The 17,288-nt window shown below is 56.9% G+C and carries 15 protein-coding genes and 1 tRNA gene; 8 read left to right on the forward strand and 8 right to left on the reverse strand.

All coding sequences use genetic code 11. The features are described 5' to 3' along the window. Both ACR0D6_RS17755 and betB read right to left on the reverse strand, forming a co-directional pair. On the reverse strand, nucleotides 1-100 hold a 100-nt coding region (locus ACR0D6_RS17755), incomplete at its 3' end, for an FAD-dependent oxidoreductase (protein WP_480766631.1). A gap of 162 nt (nucleotides 101-262) precedes the next feature. Continuing rightward, on the reverse strand, nucleotides 263-1,717 hold the full coding sequence (betB, locus tag ACR0D6_RS17760; protein WP_480766494.1) for a betaine-aldehyde dehydrogenase: 1,455 nt from the start codon (nucleotides 1,715-1,717) through the stop codon (nucleotides 263-265). A 190-nt stretch (nucleotides 1,718-1,907) separates the two neighbouring features. On the opposite strand from betB, the gene ACR0D6_RS17765 reads away from it, so the two are divergent. Beyond that, on the forward strand, nucleotides 1,908-2,237 hold the full coding sequence (locus tag ACR0D6_RS17765; protein WP_170654922.1) for a hypothetical protein: 330 nt from the start codon (nucleotides 1,908-1,910) through the stop codon (nucleotides 2,235-2,237). Between the two features lie 13 nt (nucleotides 2,238-2,250). On the opposite strand, the gene ACR0D6_RS17770 is transcribed toward ACR0D6_RS17765, so the two are convergent. After that, entirely contained in the window at nucleotides 2,251-2,754 is a 504-nt protein-coding gene (locus ACR0D6_RS17770; RefSeq protein ID WP_170654925.1) for a potassium channel family protein, read from the reverse strand. A 77-nt stretch (nucleotides 2,755-2,831) separates the two neighbouring features. Then, nucleotides 2,832-3,737: an oxygen-dependent tRNA uridine(34) hydroxylase TrhO gene (trhO, locus tag ACR0D6_RS17775; RefSeq protein ID WP_170654928.1), complete on the reverse strand. Its 906-nt coding sequence runs from the start codon at nucleotides 3,735-3,737 to the stop codon at nucleotides 2,832-2,834. Between the two features lie 97 nt (nucleotides 3,738-3,834). On the opposite strand from trhO, the gene pncA reads away from it, so the two are divergent. Continuing rightward, nucleotides 3,835-4,428 (forward strand): bifunctional nicotinamidase/pyrazinamidase, encoded by a 594-nt coding sequence (gene pncA / locus ACR0D6_RS17780; protein WP_480766495.1) that lies wholly within the window; start codon nucleotides 3,835-3,837, stop codon nucleotides 4,426-4,428. Nucleotides 4,429-4,435: 7 nt separating this feature from the next. On the opposite strand, the gene ACR0D6_RS17785 is transcribed toward pncA, so the two are convergent. Further along, nucleotides 4,436-4,981: a hypothetical protein gene (locus ACR0D6_RS17785; protein ID WP_480766496.1), complete on the reverse strand. Its 546-nt coding sequence runs from the start codon at nucleotides 4,979-4,981 to the stop codon at nucleotides 4,436-4,438. A 163-nt stretch (nucleotides 4,982-5,144) separates the two neighbouring features. On the opposite strand from ACR0D6_RS17785, the gene pncB reads away from it, so the two are divergent. Next, nucleotides 5,145-6,437, forward strand: coding sequence for a nicotinate phosphoribosyltransferase (pncB, locus tag ACR0D6_RS17790; protein WP_480766497.1), 1,293 nt, complete (start codon nucleotides 5,145-5,147; stop codon nucleotides 6,435-6,437). A 162-nt stretch (nucleotides 6,438-6,599) separates the two neighbouring features. On the opposite strand, the gene ACR0D6_RS17795 is transcribed toward pncB, so the two are convergent. Next, on the reverse strand, nucleotides 6,600-7,244 hold the full coding sequence (locus ACR0D6_RS17795; protein ID WP_480766498.1) for a PEP-CTERM sorting domain-containing protein: 645 nt from the start codon (nucleotides 7,242-7,244) through the stop codon (nucleotides 6,600-6,602). Between the two features lie 492 nt (nucleotides 7,245-7,736). Next, nucleotides 7,737-7,823, reverse strand: a tRNA-Leu gene (locus ACR0D6_RS17800). 222 nt (nucleotides 7,824-8,045) lie between these two features. Between ACR0D6_RS17800 and ACR0D6_RS17805 the strand changes: the two genes are divergently transcribed. Further along, the gene (locus ACR0D6_RS17805; RefSeq protein WP_480766499.1) at nucleotides 8,046-9,029 is read left to right on the forward strand and encodes a complex I NDUFA9 subunit family protein; all 984 of its coding nucleotides are present in this window, start codon (nucleotides 8,046-8,048) and stop codon (nucleotides 9,027-9,029) included. Here ACR0D6_RS17805 and ACR0D6_RS17810 read toward each other — a convergent pair whose 3' ends face one another. Then, nucleotides 9,030-9,833 carry an undecaprenyl-diphosphate phosphatase gene (locus ACR0D6_RS17810; RefSeq protein ID WP_480766500.1) on the reverse strand — a complete coding sequence of 268 codons (804 nt, stop codon included), beginning with the start codon at nucleotides 9,831-9,833 and terminating at the stop codon, nucleotides 9,030-9,032. 229 nt (nucleotides 9,834-10,062) lie between these two features. On the opposite strand from ACR0D6_RS17810, the gene ACR0D6_RS17815 reads away from it, so the two are divergent. From ACR0D6_RS17815 to gltB, 4 genes are all read left to right on the forward strand, one after another. Next, the gene (locus ACR0D6_RS17815) at nucleotides 10,063-11,496 is read left to right on the forward strand and encodes an NAD(P)-dependent oxidoreductase (RefSeq protein ID WP_480766501.1); all 1,434 of its coding nucleotides are present in this window, start codon (nucleotides 10,063-10,065) and stop codon (nucleotides 11,494-11,496) included. 85 nt (nucleotides 11,497-11,581) lie between these two features. Further along, on the forward strand, nucleotides 11,582-12,256 hold the full coding sequence (locus tag ACR0D6_RS17820) for a hypothetical protein (RefSeq protein ID WP_480766502.1): 675 nt from the start codon (nucleotides 11,582-11,584) through the stop codon (nucleotides 12,254-12,256). A gap of 11 nt (nucleotides 12,257-12,267) precedes the next feature. Beyond that, nucleotides 12,268-12,705 (forward strand): GFA family protein, encoded by a 438-nt coding sequence (locus ACR0D6_RS17825; RefSeq protein ID WP_170654955.1) that lies wholly within the window; start codon nucleotides 12,268-12,270, stop codon nucleotides 12,703-12,705. Beyond that, nucleotides 12,702-17,234 (forward strand): glutamate synthase large subunit, encoded by a 4,533-nt coding sequence (gene gltB, locus ACR0D6_RS17830; RefSeq protein WP_480766503.1) that lies wholly within the window; start codon nucleotides 12,702-12,704, stop codon nucleotides 17,232-17,234. The genes ACR0D6_RS17825 and gltB overlap by 4 nt, the downstream gene beginning before the upstream one ends. The last annotated feature ends 54 nt before the right edge of the window (nucleotides 17,235-17,288 follow it).

A 17,288-nucleotide genomic window follows, 5' to 3' on the forward strand; every position in this document is an offset into this window, starting at 1 on the left:
GCAGAACAACGTCGGTCCAGCCAAGCTTGGCAAGATGGTAGAGAATCGAACAACCGACAAGACCACCTCCGATAACAACGGCCTGTGCATGGGTCTTCATTGGGCTTCACTCCTGAAAATCTGGGCGCGGTCCGGTTACCGCCCGTTGCAGGAAATTCAGCCACAGGTTGGGGTCAGCTTATGCTCTGTTCCCGACGTGAAATGTCGGGAATGGATCGCAACTGGCCGGAATTGACTTTCATCCGGCCAGCGCGCATTTCACTTAGTAAGGCGCTTCGACGTCGTTCATTGAGACATAGACCGTCTTCATCTCGCTGAAGTGGTTGATCGCCAGCTTCGAGTTTTCGCGCCCGACGCCAGACATTTTCGAGCCGCCGAACGGCGCCTCGACCGGGGCAAGGTTGTAGGTGTTGATATAGCAGGTGCCCGCCTCGAACCCGGCCACGATGCGGTGAGCGCGGGTCAGGTCATTGGTGAACACCCCGGCGGCCAGTCCGAATTCAGTGTCATTGGCGCGGGCGATGACTTCTTCTTCGGTATCGAAATCCAGAACCGACATGACAGGGCCAAAGATTTCTTCGCGGGCGATGGTCATGTCATCGGTTACATCGGCAAAAACAGTTGGCTGCATGTAGAACCCGTCGCCTTCGATCCGTTCGCCGCCATAGACCAGCCGTGCGCCTTCGGCCCTGCCCTTTTCGACATAGCCCAGCGCGATATTCATCTGGTTTTCGCTGACCATCGGGCCGAAATTGACCTCTTCGTCCAGAGGATCGCCGATTTTTGCGGTTGCCAGACGTTCGGACAAGCGTTTCAGAAACGCCTCTTTGATGCCTTTCTGCACAAACACGCGGGTCCCGTTCGAACAGACCTGCCCCGAGGAATAGAAATTGCCCAATATCGCGCCCGACACGGCGTTTTCGATATCGGCATCGTCAAAGACGATCATCGGGGATTTGCCGCCCAGTTCCATGGTGACGTGCTTCATGCCATCTGCGGCGGCGGCATAGACCTTGCGGCCTGTGGGCACCGACCCTGTCAGTGAAACCTTGGCCACACGTGGATCGGTCACCAGCGAGGCACCGACATCGCCATAGCCCTGAACCACGTTGTAGACGCCCTTGGGCGCGCCAGCCTCAATCAGGATCTCGGCCACCTGCAACGCGGAGAGGGGTGTGGTTTCAGACGGCTTGAACACCATCGTATTGCCGCAGGCCAGCGCCGGGGCGCCTTTCCAGCAGGCAATCTGGGTCGGATAGTTCCACGCCCCGATCCCGACGCAAACTCCCAGCGCCTCGCGAATGGTGTAAACAAAATCACCGCCGCCCAGCGGAATGTGTTCTCCTGTCAGCGATGCAGTCAGTCCGCCGAAATATTCCAGCGCATCGGCCCCGCTTGTTGCGTCCGCCACCAGCGTTTCCTGAAGCGGCTTTCCGGTGTCGTGTGTTTCAATGATCGACAGTTCGCGATTGCGTACGCGCATGATGTCGGCAGCCCGTCGCAGGATGCGACCACGTTCCGTTCCCGACATCGCCGCCCATTCGGCCTGAGCTGTTTTCGCACTTGTTAGAGCCTGTTCAACAATCTTCGGTGTCGCGGAATGCAGGCGCGCGATGACCTCTCCGGTTGCGGGAAAGATCACGTCAATCGGCTGACCGCCGGTTTCTTCGACATATTCTCCGTCGATGAAATGGCTTCCGCTGGGCTGAAACTTCATGCCGGTTCCTTTTCCTTGAATACGGCCGCATCCGGCCGGTTTTGTACCGTCAATTTGTGCGTATCGATTATTGATTGACTAGTCAATAAAACTGTATTGGCAGCGATAATCCGCCATGAACACCAGTGGTTCTCTTGAAAATTTTACTCAAATGTTCTACATATGTTCTCAACGAGCGGAGAAACATATGATGACCCACTCCTTAAACAGATCGGCCTTGAACGGTCCCAGCAATGATTACCACTTGCTTCCCGTGACCGAAAAGCAGATGCGCTATGCCCGCGCGATAGCCGAGAAATCGGCGCTTGAAATCCCGGTTGAAGCGCAGCGGGATCGCAGAGCTTTGTCCAGCTGGATATCGGCCCACAAGCCGCAGGACACATCGCCCTTTGCCAACTACCCAACCGGCAGGCAAGTTGCCTTTGCCGAACGCATCGCGCGCATCAAACGCCGCCCGGTTCCGTCAGAGTGTTTTCGCGACAAGCACCTGATGTCCGAATGGATCGACCGCAACAAATAACGCGCGACTGCCGTCAGGATTGGCGGTGCGTGCGACCGTAAAGCCCAACGGCCGCAGCCACAAACAGGCCAAGCAGAATGTACCCTGTGATCGCCTCGGCAACCGCAAGGGCACGACACAGGCCCAATGGCCGCAAATCACCAAATCCCACGGTGGTGAAGGTCACGTACGAAAAGTACAGAACATCCATCGGACCTTTGGCCCCTACGACGCAGATATCGGAGTAACCGTATGATCCGTAGACTGCCGCAAACAGAAACGGGACGACCTGAATAAAGGATATTCCCATCAGCAGCAGTTGTCGCTTCGGCGACCTGACCTGTGTCATGTAATACCAGGTCTGTGAAAACAGCCAGATCGTCAGCCCGATCGTAGCAATGGCGCCAACGGTATCACCCGCAGCGGCCTCACTTAGGTGGGACAGCGCGTAGTAGGCCAGAAAACTGACCAGAACGAGGCCGAGTGCGGCCAGCAAGGTCGACTTCCATTCTTCGAGCGTTGTCGGATCCTGTGGCATGTTCGTTCCCAAAAGCTGCGGCTGGCCCCGATCATCCAATGCTGACGCCCGTGCCGCAACCCCTTATGGAGACGCGCTTATTGACTGCCCAGATGCTCTTCGCCACGGGCGCGCGAAAGGCCGATCTGCTTTTGACGCTCACGGAAGCGCATTTTGTCCTGCTCCGAGGTTTCGTGAACGCACAGATGGCACGAGACGCCATGCTCGTATTCCGGTTTCAATTTGTCTTCGGGCAGGATCGGGCGACGGCAGCCATGACACAGCTCATGCGGGCCTTCGACCAATCCGTGGCCGACCGAAACCCGGTTGTCGAAAACAAAACACTCGCCTTGCCAAGTGCTTTCCTCGGCGGGCATCTCTTCGAGGTATCTCAGAATACCGCCTTTGAGGTGATAGACATCCTCGACCCCCTGACCCAGCAGGAAGTTGGTGGATTTCTCGCAGCGGATTCCGCCTGTGCAGAACATGGCAACGCGCTTGTTGTGAAAGCGGTCCTTGTTTTCCTCCCACCAGGCGGGGAATTCCCGAAAACTCTCTGTTTTAGGGTCTATTGCATCCTCGAACGTGCCGATCGCAACCTCGTAATCGTTGCGCGTGTCGATGACCACAACATCATCCGAACGGATAAGTTCGTTCCAGTCCTGCGGCTCGACATAATGCCCCACGCTGGCGCGTGGATCGACATCTGGCTGGCCCATCGTCACGATCTCTTTTTTCAGCCGCACTTTCATTTTGCCGAAAGGGGGATGATCCGAAGTCGCTTCTTTCCATTCCAGATCCGCACAGCCCGGCAACGCGCGGATGTGGGCAAGTACCGCATCAATCCCGGTACGCGGTCCCGCAATCGTGCCGTTGACCCCCTCATGCGCCAACAGCAGGGTGCCTTTGACAGCATTCTCGGCGCACAAAGCAAGCAGAGCAGGTTTCAGCGCGGCGGGATCTTCGAAACGAGTGAAGTGATAGAGAGCGGCAATAGTATACATGCGCGCGATCTAGCGTCAGGCGGGCAGAGTCGCAAGGGACACGATTGACGCGGTTGGCGGTCCGCCCTACCGATAAGGCAAGATACAGGAGACCGCCATGACCCACGCCCTGCTTGTGATCGACGTTCAGAACGATTTTTGCCCCGGCGGTGCGCTGGCCGTGCCCGGCGGAGACGAGATTGTCGACACGATCAACGCCATGATGGACGGGTTCGACACCGTGATTCTGACGCAGGACTGGCACCCGGCGGGGCATTCTTCATTTGCCAGCTCTCATACAGGTAAAAACCCGTTCGATCAGGTTCAGATGCCTTATGGTCCCCAGGTTCTGTGGCCCGACCACTGCGTTCAGGGATCAACCGGTGCGGCGCTGCATTCGGGTCTGCGAACCCATGGCGACCTGATAATTCGCAAGGGCTTTCGCAGCGGCATCGACAGCTATTCGGCATTTTTCGAAAATGACCGGACCACGCCAACCGGATTGGAGGGGTACCTGCGCACGCGGGGAATAGACCGACTGACGCTTGTCGGGCTGGCCACCGATTTCTGCGTCCACTTCTCGGCCGTGGACGCCGCTAGATTGGGGTTTGACGTCACCGTAAAAATGGATGCGTGCCGGGCGATTGATCTGAACGGTTCGCTTGCGGCGGCAACAGAGGCAATGCAGACCGCAGGTGTTCATCTGGCTTGAACAGCGGTCACAGGATGCCTGCCGACACAAGGAACTTGATCAGAACAAATAGGACCACGGCCAATCCAAGGGCGAATCCGATCCTCCAGACGACGGTAGGCCGTTCCGGCTGAGCCTTTTCAGGTAGCTGTTGCGGTGTCGCCAAATCAGGCAACGCAGCGGTCAGCGGCCTTGTTTCCTTGATATTGCGGAACAGCTCTGAAAAGTCGAACTCACCGCAATATTCACCCCGCAACTGCGTTTTCCTGATATTTGCAAACAGCCTGCGGAGGATCCGGATGCGTTCAGGCGCGTCATCCGCCGGAAAGAACCCACAAGGAACCCCGCTGTCAGAGGTATTCAGCCTGAAACCGGCATCAAGGAAAATCTGCCGGATATTCGGAGACGCAGCACGCAACGCATCCGCGGTCTTAACATCGCGGAACAATGCAGTCGGCACACCTTCAGCTGTTTTTGCAGGCACGTTTTCCTTTGCGATATCCGCGCCTTCATTGCCTTCGTATGTGTCGTCAGGTGCAATCGTTACTATATCAAAGTCGTACTTGAGACCCATTCACCAACTCAACATTCTATTCCATCCCACCACCTCAACTAGAGGTGAAATCTTAACTCATTATGCCGGTATTGTGTCGTGACAACGGCATTGTCACCAAATCGGCCACTCTTGCCATTCATCGTCGCGATTGATCTAACAACGGAAATGGCAGGAGCTTCACATGGTCGACATTGCGACGCGTGTCTACAACCACAAATGGAAGATCGACCCTATTGTCCGGTCTTTAATCGACACGGATTTCTACAAACTCCTCATGTGCCAGTCAGTGTTTCGAAATAAACCCCAAACGGACGTGGTTTTTTCACTGATTAACCGCTCGAATCACATTCCATTGGCGGAATTGATCGATGAAGGCGAATTGCGCGAGCAACTGGATCATATCCGTTCGCTCAGCCTCAGCCGCGGTGAAAGCACGTGGCTGCGTGGCAATACGTTCTACGGCAAGCGCCAGATGTTTCGGCCTGATTTCATGGAGTGGTTCGAAAACCTGCGCCTGCCGCCGTATCACCTTGAACGCAAAGGCAATCAGTACGAACTGACCTTTGAGGGCAAATGGCACGAGGTCATGCTGTGGGAAATCCCGGCGCTGGCGGTCCTGATGGAACTGCGCTCGCGGGCCGTGCTGAACGAAATGCGGCGGTTCGAGTTGCAGGTGCTTTATGCCCGGGCCATGACCCGCGTCTGGGAAAAGATCGAAAACCTCCGCTCGGTTGAAGGACTTGGCATCGCGGATTTCGGCACCCGGCGGCGGCATTCCTTTCTGTGGCAGGACTGGTGTGTACAGGCGATGATCGAGGGATTGGGAACGTCTTTCACCGGAACCTCGAATTGCCTGATCGCCATGCGGCGCGAGGTTGAGGCGATCGGCACCAATGCGCACGAGCTGCCCATGGTCTATTCAGCACTGGCCGAAACCGACGCGGAACTCGCCCAGGCCCCGTATGACGTGCTGAGCGACTGGCACGAGGAACATGACGGCAATCTGCGCATCATCCTGCCGGACACCTATGGCACACGAGGCTTTCTGGATCGCGCGCCGGACTGGCTGGCTGGCTGGACCGGCATCCGTGTGGATAGCGGCGACCCGGCGACTGGTGCCGATATCGCCATAGACTGGTGGAAGTCCCGCGGTGAAGACCCGAAACAAAAGCGCGTCATCTTCTCGGATGGGCTTGATGTGGACAAGATAAAAGAGCTTCACACCCAGTTCGCACATCGAACCAAGGTGTCTTTTGGTTGGGGAACGCTTCTGACAAATGATTTTCGTGGGCTTGTTCCTGAGGACCGTCTTGCACCGTTTTCCCTTGTCTGCAAAGCCATCTCGGCCAATGGGCGGCCTACGGTAAAGCTGTCTGACAACCCGGAAAAGGCAATGGGGCCGGAAGGTGAAATCGAACGCTATAAACGTGTTTTTGGCGTAGGCAGTCAGGTTCCTATCGAGGTTGTTGTATAAGGCGGGCCGCGCTTGACTTAACAGGGCGAGTCATTTCGCCCTTATTCCTCCAGCTTGCGGCCGTCGTCTGTACCCGTTTCAAAACCCCAAAGATATTTAATTTCGCAATGCGCTGCGCGGTATTCTGTGGTTGTGCCGTGAAACAAAGATGTGCATGAAGCGCTAAGCAGGCACGTAATCGTACCTCTGCATTTTCTTTCGCCTAGCAACACCCAAAATTCCAAGTGCGCCCAGTAGCAAAAATACCGTACCAGGAAGTGGTACAGGGGCGACTTGAGACAATGATGTCAGCTGCGCGACAAATTGGTCCCTTGGCACGATGCTACCCGCTGCTCGGCCAGCAAAGTAAAAAAACGCATTGTTGTCAAAATCAGATAGCGTCAAACTATTAGGCAAACTTGTGGAATTGTAGAGGGAAAGATTTGAACTAGTGAGAAAAACCTGAGATTCGAGAATATCGTATCCAAGTCCGGTGCCCGCGTCTCCATTGCCAGTCGCTGAGGTGTTAACAACCAAATTGAAACCGTCCCCGGTACCAGCAGCATCATTATATGTCTGAATATTGTTTCCGGGAGAAGACATGGTTACCCCCCCAAACGAAGCGGTCAGGTTTGTCACGGCTGACTGGTAGTCTCCGACAGTTGCAGTGGTTGAACTTGGCAATGCGGTTGGATCGTAAGTGAAATGGCCGCTGACCTGTGATCCAACTCCAAGACCAATCGATCCAAGCTGTCCAATTCCATCATTTAGGCTGCAGAAACTGTACTCATAAAATTCATGTCCCCCCCTAACGACGCCTAATAGCATCAAGTGAAATTGTGAGTATTGCCCTATATTTTGTCAAGAACGCGCCAATTTGCGCGAACAAATGGGTAGGGGTTTCGCCTGAGAGTTGTTAAAAAATTCTCCAAATCAACACCGCACCTAGATGCTATGCCCACTTGCTCCCCTCTGCGTTATGCGGGAAACAAGCCGGGCTTCCCGTTGGCTTCGGCTGGATGCAGGTGAAAGCGCTAGACAGCCTCAATTTGAGGACCGGCCCACGCAGGGCTCGGGGGCTTTCTTTTGGATAAGGTAGCAGCCCCCAAGACGCCAGGAAGAAAGTCAAAACCCTCTTCCAAATAAGTAGAAGGCTGGTGTTGCAGAACTGACGGGCACAGACCTTTTTGCCGGTTTCTGCCGTATGTCGGCAAGGTAAGTATCAACGGGGCCTGAACAGGCCGGGTATCAACGAAAAAACGGGGGATGCAGAAAGGGCGGCAGGAAACCGTTTGTTTTTCAGTATCTTAGGGAAAGATTTGGTGCCCAGGAGAGGACTCGAACCTCCACGTCCATACGGACACTAGCACCTGAAGCTAGCGCGTCTACCAATTCCGCCACCTGGGCAGGTGTCGTGGAGGGGCGTTTAAGCCTATGGGCGGGGGGCGTCAACCAGATTCGGAATGTTTTTTGAAAGTTTTTCGATGACCTCGGCGACCTGCCCTGGAAGGCCATGGAATCCTGCCGGAAAATGCATGCGATTGATGGATGCGCGGCGTTATTGCGCCTTGTTCGGGCCTCGCTTGAACGGTACATCGTACCGAGACCCAGAAAGCAGGAGCCCTTCTCATGTCCAAACTGGTCACGATTTATGGTGGATCGGGATTCGTTGGCCGCTATATCGCAAGGCGGTTGGCAAACGAAGGGTGGCGCGTGCGGGTTGCGGTTCGGCGCCCCAATGAGGCGATGTTCGTGAAGACATATGGTGTTGTTGGCCAGGTCGAACCCGTATTGTGCAATATCCGTGATGATGCTTCGGTCGCGCTGGCGATGCAGGAAGCGGATGCGGTGGTCAATTGCGTCGGCGTCCTCAACGAACTTGGCAAGAACGGGTTTGATGAGGTGCAGACCGACGGGGCCGAAAGGATCGCAAGACTTGCGTCCGAACAGGGCATCAAGCGGATGGTCCATATCTCGGCAATCGGCGCTGACGGCGATGCGGCAAGTGACTATGCCCGCACGAAAGCCGGGGGTGAGGCAGCGGTTCAGAACTATATGCCCGATGCCGTGATCCTGCGCCCGTCGGTCATTTTTGGAACCGAGGATCAGTTTTTCAATCGCTTTGCCGGTATGACGCGCTTTGGACCGTTTTTGCCTGTAGTCGGAGCGGAGACGAAATTCCAACCGGTTTTCGTGGACGATGTCGCCCGGGCGGCGGTCAAGGGTGTTCAGGGTGACGCGGCACCCGGTATTTATGAACTGGGCGGCCCCGAGGTTAAATCCTTTCGGGCGTTGATGAATCAGATGCTTGAGGTGATCCACCGCCGCCGGGTTGTCATCGGGCTTCCCTTCTGGGCGGCGCGGATCATGGCGAGTGTGCTGGATATCGCCAAGTTCGTCAGCTTTCAGCTTTTCCCGAATAACATCCTGACCCGGGATCAGTTGAAAAATCTGCGCAACGACAATGTTGTGTCTGAAGGCGCAGCTGGGTTTGCAGAACTGGGGATCGAACCCGCGACAATGGAATCCATTCTGCCGGAATACCTTTGGAAATTCCGTCCTGCAGGTCAGTACGACGACATTCAGAATTCGGCTGGCAACCTGCGGATCTGATCAGCTGTAGGCAATTGCCAGCAGAACAATGCCCAGGATCACACGGTAGATCACATAGGGCGTAAAGCTGACGCTTCGCAACAGGCGCATCATCAGGCTGAGCGCCAGCAATGCCGAGATAAACGAGAACATGGCGGCGACAGCGCCGTCACGAGCCACTTCGGTATCCGCGTTGACTGCAACATCGGCCCCGAGCAACACGCCGGATGCCAGAATCGTCGGAATGGACATCAGCATCGCCAGCCGCGCGCCGTCTTCGCGGTTGTAGCCCAGTTGGCGGGCTCCGGTGATCGTTATGCCTGAGCGGGATGTACCGGGGATCAATGCCAGAATCTGCCACAGCCCCATGATAAATGCGTCTTTTGGCCCCCAATCACCCGCCTGTTTTGTTTGCGGGCCTTTCTGATCCGCCCAATAAAGGACAAGCCCGAACACCAGCATTGTCCAGCCGATGACCGTGATGGACCGCATGGCGTCGCTCAGCCCGGTAAAGTGCAATATGGCACCAGCGATGACTGTGGGGATGGTGGCGATGATCAAACCCATCGCAAGTCGGGACTGGGTGGTATCAAATCGTCCGCTCAGCGCCCGGGGCAATCCGATCAGGGCTTGTTTCACATCGGACCAGAAATAAAGGATAACCGCACCCAGCGTACCGACATGGACGGCAACATCGATAATCTGACCCTGATCATCCAGCCCTGTCAGGCTGGGAAGCAGGATCAGATGGCCCGAGGACGAAACCGGCAGAAATTCGGTGATACCCTGAATTACTGCCACGAGAATCAGTTGAAAGAGACTCATCTGCCCTGCCGCGCTGCCGTCATGTGTTGTTGGTTTCCATGGGTATAAGTGACCTGAGGAAAAGAAAAGCACACAAATTGGTCCGAATCGGACCTAAAAAACATATAAATTTCCAATACCCGACTTCCCCCGTCCAGAAAAATTCAAAATAGGTCAGTACAATTGACTTTTAATCCCCTTTGCCTTCCCGTAAGGAGGCTCGACCAAGCCAATTCATGGAGTCTGACCCGTGGCCAAGCAACCGATGCTGAAATTTGTGCAGATCGATCGTGACATGCCGGAAAAGCGTGCCGCCCATGTACGCAAGGAAGACTTCGACGAGATCTATGCCGAATACGCCGCCGAAAAAGCCACCGAGCAGGCCAGCCGTTGCAGCCAGTGCGGTGTGCCCTATTGCCAGTCTCACTGCCCGCTGCACAACAACATCCCCGACTGGCTGCGCCTGACCGCCACAGGGCGTCTGCAAGAGGCTTATCAGACAAGCCAGGCGACCAATACCTTCCCCGAGATTTGCGGCCGGATTTGCCCGCAGGATCGTTTGTGCGAAGGCAACTGTGTCATCGAACAATCAGGGCACGGGACCGTTACCATCGGCACGATCGAGAAATACATCACGGATACCGCGTGGGAAAAAGGTTGGGTCAAGCCAGTTGTTCCGACTGCCGAGCGTGGTGAAAGTGTTGGCATCATCGGCGCGGGGCCGGGTGGACTGGCCGCAGCGGACATGCTGCGCAAGGCCGGTATTCAGGTCACGGTTTATGACCGCTACGACCGGGCGGGCGGGCTGCTCACCTATGGCATTCCGGGCTTCAAACTGGAAAAAGACGTCGTCTTGCGCCGCAATCAGCTGTTACAGGACGGTGGTGTCGAATTCGTATTGAACTGCGATGTGGATGCGGGAAAATTTGCGGAAATCCGCGATAAGCACGATGCCGTCATCATCGCCACCGGTGTTTACAATTCTCGAGATCTGGCAATGCCGGGCAGCGGCCTGAACGGTATCGAAAAAGCCATCGACTTTCTGACCGCCTCGAACCGCAAAAGCTTTGGGGATGAGGTTCATGAATTCGACAGCGGCCAGTTGAATGCCGAAGGCAAACGCGTCGTTGTCATCGGCGGCGGTGACACCGCAATGGATTGTGTGCGCACGTCGATCCGTCAGGGCGCCACTTCTGTGAAATGCCTTTATCGCCGCGACCGGGCAAACATGCCGGGTTCACAGCGCGAAGTGCAGAATGCCGAAGAAGAGGGCGTCATCTTCGAATGGCTGAGCGCACCCAAAGGTTTCACCGGCGACGATCAGGTTAACGGTGTGATGGTACAGAAAATGCGTCTGGGTCAGCCTGACGCAACTGGCCGCCAGTCACCGGAAGTGATTGAAGGCGCGGATTATGTCGAAGAGGCCGATCTGGTCATCAAGGCACTGGGTTTTGAACCCGAAGACCTGCCGACCCTGTTCGGTCAGCCCGATCTGCCGGTGACCCGTTGGGGCACGATCAAGGCGGCATTCCAAACCGGTGAAACCGAGATGGACGGCGTTTATGCGGTCGGCGACATCGTGCGCGGCGCATCGCTGGTTGTCTGGGCGATCCGGGACGGGCGCGACTGTGCCGATGCGATTATCGAACGATTGAACGCCAAGAACGCCATCGCAGCCGAATAAATCGCCTTTTGCCCCTATTCGGGCTTCATCTTTTTACGCCAACGGGGCCAACGTGAACGGCCCGCCAGCCAGAAGGACAGCGTTGATGATCAGACACGTAACGCTCGCTGCACTTGTCTGGGCCCTGAGCGGACCAGTCATGGCCCAGGAACTGGTGCCGGTTCCCGAGGGCTGCAAACCTCTGGCGACTGTCCACAAGAACGGATGCACGGTTTCCACTCTGTTTGATTGCGGTGTAGGAAAACAGGTCCTTTCCTTTCACAAGGGAAAACCCAGTCAGGTGCATCAATACGATGCCAACTGGGGCCTTCGCGGGTTCTTGTATCAGGCAAACGAACAAACCCGGTTTGACGTCAAGCCGAATTCGGGTGCGATGCTAAAGCTGAAGGATCTGCTTGCGGAAGAAAAGGATGCTGAAAGCGGAATCCTTCTGTTTTCCTCGCGGGTCGTGAAGGACCGTGAATTTGTGCTTGAGGGTGCGTTCGAACTGACCGGCGAAGAGGTTACTTTGGATGGCCACACCTTCCGGCAGGGTAAATTAAACCGCGCCTTCGAACGGGAAGGTGTCGAAGGCAGTCGTCTGGAGTTCGAATTCGACATTCTGGTTTCAGAAGAGCTGGATCTGTTCATCGAAGGGGCAGTGATAAACAAACCCGAGGGACGGGAACCGCTACCGATTGATCATACCCCGCGTTCGATCCGTTTCGAGGGTGATCCCGGTTTTCTGGCAACGATGTCCGAATACGGCTGCACGCAATAGGAGAGACGGAGATGCAGGAATTGCAAGGCCAATGCATGTGTGGCGCAGTTACAGTCACCGCCACCCCTGCGCGGGAAGCTCTGGGGGCGTGCCATTGCGACATGTGTCGCCGGTGGAGCAGCGGAGCCTATGTCAGTTTCCCGGCCGAACCCGGATATGCGGCGCTGGGGCCAGTTCGAACCTATACATCTTCGGATTGGGCGGAACGCGCATTCTGCGAGGAATGCGGCTCGAACCTTTGGTACCGGATCACCCTTCCCGGTGAGATGCACGGACAAACACAGATAGCCGCCGGCCTGTTTGAAAACGCCGGTGGCAACCCGCTGAAACTGGAACTTTACATCGACAAAAAGCCCGAGGGTTACGCGTTCGCAGGTGAACGCAGGCAGATGACCGAAGCCGAGGTCATGGCCATGTATGCCCCATCGGAAGAAGGAGACAATCAATGACGAAATATGACGCCGATTGGGTCCGGGCCGAGGAAACCAAGCGCAAGTGGATGGCCGAAAACGGTCTCTATTCCGAGGAAGAAGAGCATTCTTCGTGCGGTGTGGGCCTTGTTGTTTCCATTGACGGCAAGAAAAGCCGCAAGGTCGTAGAGGCCGGTATCGACGCGCTGAAGGCGATCTGGCACCGCGGTGCCGTCGACGCCGATGGCAAAACCGGCGACGGCGCGGGCATTCACGTACAGATTCCGGCCCCGTTCTTTTACGATCAGATCCGCCGCACCGGCCACGAACCGCGCATGAATGAACTGGTTGCGGTTGGTCAGGTGTTTCTGCCGCGTACCGATTTTGGTGCTCAGGAAACCTGCCGGACCATCGTCGAGACCGAAGTCCTGCGCATGGGGTATTACATCTATGGCTGGCGGCACGTGCCGGTGGATGTCACCTGCCTAGGTGAAAAGGCAAACGCGACCCGGCCGGAAATCGAGCAAATTCTGATCTCGAATTCCAAGGGCGTGGACGAGGATACCTTTGAGCGTGAGCTTTATGTGATCCGCCGCCGGATCGAAAAGGCGGCTCTGGCTGCTGGTGTCAACGGACTGTACATCGCATCGCTGTCCTGCCGTTCGATCATCTACAAGGGCATGATGCTGGCCGAACAGGTGGCCGTGTTCTATCCCGACCTGATGGATGAAAGGTTCGAAAGCGCCTTTGCCCTTTATCATCAGCGTTATTCCACCAACACCTTCCCGCAATGGTGGCTGGCGCAGCCTTTCCGCATGCTGGCCCATAACGGTGAGATCAACACGTTGAAGGGTAACGTCAACTGGATGAAAAGCCATGAGATCCGCATGGCCAGCGGTACCTTTGGTGATTATGCCGAAGATATCAAGCCGATCATCGCAGGTGGATCGTCGGATTCGGCCGCATTAGACTCGGTTTTTGAAGTTCTGGTGCGCGCTGGCCGCTCGGCCCCGATGGCAAAAACCATGCTGGTGCCGGAAAGCTGGTCCAAGCAGGCGGTCGAGTTGCCGCAGGCATGGCGTGACATGTATTCCTACTGCAACTCGGTGATGGAGCCGTGGGACGGCCCCGCGGCGCTGGCCATGACGGATGGCCGCTGGGTCTGTGCCGGTCTGGACCGCAACGGTCTGCGCCCGATGCGGTATGTGGTGACGGGTGATGGTCTGGTCATCGCAGGGTCCGAGGCCGGAATGGTGCCGATTGACGAGGCCAGCGTGACCGAAAAAGGCGCGCTGGGTCCGGGCCAGATGCTGGCCGTGGACATGAAAAAGGGCAAACTTTTCCGCGATACCCAGATCAAAAACAAGCTGGCCGCCGCGCTTCCTTTTGGCGACTGGGTGGGCAAGATCAATGATCTGGACGCAACATTGGCCGGTGTGACCGAACAACCCCTGTTCACCGGGGAAGAGCTGCGCAAGCGCCAGATCGCTGCCGGATATTCGGTTGAGGAACTGGAACAGATTCTGGCGCCAATGGCTGAAGATGGCAAAGAGGCGCTGGCATCCATGGGCGATGACACGCCATCTGCGGTGCTGTCGAAACAGTATCGCCCGCTCAGCCATTTCTTCCGCCAAAACTTCAGCCAGGTGACCAACCCGCCCATCGACAGCCTGCGGGAATACCGGGTGATGTCGCTGAAGACGCGGTTCGGTAACCTCAAGAACGTGCTGGACGAAGATAGCAGCCAGACCGAGATCATCGTTCTGGAAAGCCCTTTCGTGGGCAACGCGCAGTGGGAAAAGCTGGTCGAGAACTTCAATTCGCCACTGGCCGAAATTGATTGCACCTTTGAACCGGGCGAAGGCGCGCTGGATGCCGCTTTGACCCGTATCAGAGCCGAAGCGGAAGAGGCCGTGCGCTCGGGTTCAGGCCATCTGGTTCTGTCGGACCAGCACTCGGGACCGGGCAAGGTCGCGATGCCGATGATTCTGGCCACGAGCGCGGTACACAGCCACCTGACCCGCAAAGGTCTGCGCACTTTCTGCTCGCTCAACGTGCGTTCGGCCGAATGCATCGACCCGCACTATTTCGCAGTGCTGATCGGCTGTGGTGCAACCGTGGTGAACGCCTATCTGGCCGAAGACTCGCTGGCGGACCGGATCGATCGCGGGCTGCTGGATGGCACGCTGACCGAGAATGTGGCGCGTTTCCGCGAAGCCATCGATCAGGGCTTGCTCAAGATCATGGCCAAGATGGGTATTTCGGTGGTTTCGTCCTACCGCGGCGGACTGAATTTCGAAGCCGTTGGCCTTAGCCGCGCCATGGTGGCCGAGTATTTCCCGGGGATGACCAGCCGAATCTCGGGCATCGGTATTCACGGTATCCGCGTCAAGGCCGAGGAAATCCACGCCAAAGGCTGGGACAGCGGTCTGGACGTTCTGCCGATCGGCGGTTTCTACAAGGCACGCAAGTCGGGCGAGACCCACGCATGGGAAGCGACCTCGATGCACATGATGCAGATGGCCTGCAACCGCGCCTCGTTCGAGTTGTGGAAGCAGTATTCGGCCAAGATGCAGTCGAACCCGCCGATCCACCTGCGCGACCTGATGGACTTCAAACCCCTGGGCAATGCGATCCCGCTGGAAGAGGTGGAATCGATCACCTCGATCCGCAAGCGGTTCGTCACTCCGGGCATGTCGCTGGGCGCGTTGAGCCCTGAGGCGCACAAGACGCTGAACGTGGCGATGAACCGGATCGGTGCGAAATCCGACTCGGGTGAAGGTGGCGAAGATCCGGCGCATTTCGTGCCGGAACCCAACGGCGACAACCCGTCGGCCAAGATCAAACAGGTGGCCAGTGGCCGGTTCGGTGTAACCGCCGAGTATCTGAACCAGTGTGAAGAGCTGGAGATCAAGGTCGCTCAGGGGGCAAAACCCGGTGAGGGTGGCCAGCTTCCGGGCATGAAGGTCACCGACCTGATCGCGCGCCTGCGCCATTCGACCAAGGGCGTGACGCTGATCTCACCACCGCCGCACCACGATATCTACTCGATCGAGGATCTGGCGCAGCTGATCTATGATCTGAAACAGATCAACCCGCGCTGTAAGGTGACGGTGAAACTGGTAGCGTCCTCGGGCGTTGGCACGATTGCCGCCGGTGTCGCCAAGGCCAAGGCGGATGTGATCCTGATCTCGGGCCATAATGGTGGTACCGGTGCCTCTCCGGCGACCAGCATCAAGTACGCCGGTCTGCCGTGGGAAATGGGCCTGACCGAGGCACATCAGGTTCTGGCAATGAACAACCTGCGTGATCGCGTAACCCTGCGGACCGATGGCGGCCTGCGGACCGGGCGCGACATCGTCATGGCCGCGATGATGGGGGCCGAGGAATACGGCATCGGCACCGCAGCCCTGATCGCGATGGGTTGCATCATGGTGCGCCAGTGCCAGTCGAACACCTGCCCCGTCGGCGTCTGTACGCAGGACGAATCCCTGCGCGCCAAGTTCACAGGCAATGCAGACAAAGTGGTGAACCTGATCACCTTCTATGCGCAGGAGGTGCGGGAAATCCTCGCCTCCATCGGAGCACGGTCGATTGACGAAATCATCGGGCGGGCCGATCTGCTGGCACAGGTCAGCCGCGGCTCGGCGCATCTGGACGATCTGGACCTCAACCCGCTGCTGATCACGGTCGATGGTTCTGCCAACATCGTCTACAACCGTGACAGAGACCGCAACGCGGTTCCGGATACGCTGGACGCCGAAATCGTTCGCGATGCGGCCCGGTTCCTTCAGGACGGTGAAAAGATGCAGCTATCCTATGCGATCCAGAACACGCACAGGACCGTGGGCACCCGGACCTCCAGCCACATCGTCAAAAACTTCGGGATGCGCAACACGTTCCAGTCCGACCATCTGCACGTAAAGCTGCAGGGGTCCGCCGGGCAGTCGCTGGGTGCTTTTGCGGCGCCGGGCCTCAAGCTGGAAGTGTCGGGTGACGCGAATGACTATGTCGGCAAGGGCCTGTCGGGTGGGATGATTGTAGTTCGTCCGCCACAGGTCAGCCCGCTGAAAGCCGACGAGAACACCATTATCGGCAATACCGTTCTTTATGGCGCAACCGATGGCTTTCTGTTCGCCGCAGGCCGCGCGGGTGAACGTTTTGCCGTTCGCAATTCGGGCGCGACAGTTGTTGTGGAAGGCTGCGGGTCCAACGGGTGTGAGTACATGACCGGAGGCACCGCCGTTATTCTGGGAGAGATCGGCGCCAATTTCGGGGCCGGGATGACAGGCGGAATGGCCTATCTCTATGACCCGGAAAACAAGGCCAAGCTGCTGATGAATATGGAAACTCTGGTGGTGTGCCCGGTTGGGGTAAGCCATTGGGAGGACCAGCTAAAGGGGCTGGTTGAACAGCACGCCAGCGAGACAAACAGCCGCAAGGCCGCTGACATTCTTCAGCACTGGGAAAGCGAAAAGGGCAACTTCCTTCAGGTCTGCCCGAAAGAGATGCTTGATAAGCTTGAGCACCCTCTGAGCCTAGAAGCGACCGCAGTTCCGGCGGAATAAGACAGCCGTCTTTCAGGATTGAGCCACGCGTCCATCTGGCGCGTGGTTTTTTTG

The sequence above is a fragment of the Ruegeria sp. BJ6 genome (assembly GCF_056537885.1).

Coding starts and splice junctions, on each gene's coding strand:
- ACR0D6_RS17795 (WP_480766498.1), bottom strand. CDS start 7,244: ATGCTATTAGGCGTCGTTAGGGGGGGACATGAATTTTATGAGTACAGT.
- ACR0D6_RS17820 (WP_480766502.1), top strand. CDS start 11,582: ATGATCAGACACGTAACGCTCGCTGCACTTGTCTGGGCCCTGAGCGGA.
- gltB (WP_480766503.1), top strand. CDS start 12,702: ATGACGAAATATGACGCCGATTGGGTCCGGGCCGAGGAAACCAAGCGC.
- betB (WP_480766494.1), bottom strand. CDS start 1,717: ATGAAGTTTCAGCCCAGCGGAAGCCATTTCATCGACGGAGAATATGTC.
- ACR0D6_RS17810 (WP_480766500.1), bottom strand. CDS start 9,833: ATGAGTCTCTTTCAACTGATTCTCGTGGCAGTAATTCAGGGTATCACC.
- ACR0D6_RS17765 (WP_170654922.1), top strand. CDS start 1,908: ATGACCCACTCCTTAAACAGATCGGCCTTGAACGGTCCCAGCAATGAT.
- ACR0D6_RS17805 (WP_480766499.1), top strand. CDS start 8,046: ATGTCCAAACTGGTCACGATTTATGGTGGATCGGGATTCGTTGGCCGC.
- trhO (WP_170654928.1), bottom strand. CDS start 3,737: ATGTATACTATTGCCGCTCTCTATCACTTCACTCGTTTCGAAGATCCC.
- pncB (WP_480766497.1), top strand. CDS start 5,145: ATGGTCGACATTGCGACGCGTGTCTACAACCACAAATGGAAGATCGAC.
- ACR0D6_RS17785 (WP_480766496.1), bottom strand. CDS start 4,981: ATGGGTCTCAAGTACGACTTTGATATAGTAACGATTGCACCTGACGAC.
- ACR0D6_RS17825 (WP_170654955.1), top strand. CDS start 12,268: ATGCAGGAATTGCAAGGCCAATGCATGTGTGGCGCAGTTACAGTCACC.
- ACR0D6_RS17770 (WP_170654925.1), bottom strand. CDS start 2,754: ATGCCACAGGATCCGACAACGCTCGAAGAATGGAAGTCGACCTTGCTG.
- pncA (WP_480766495.1), top strand. CDS start 3,835: ATGACCCACGCCCTGCTTGTGATCGACGTTCAGAACGATTTTTGCCCC.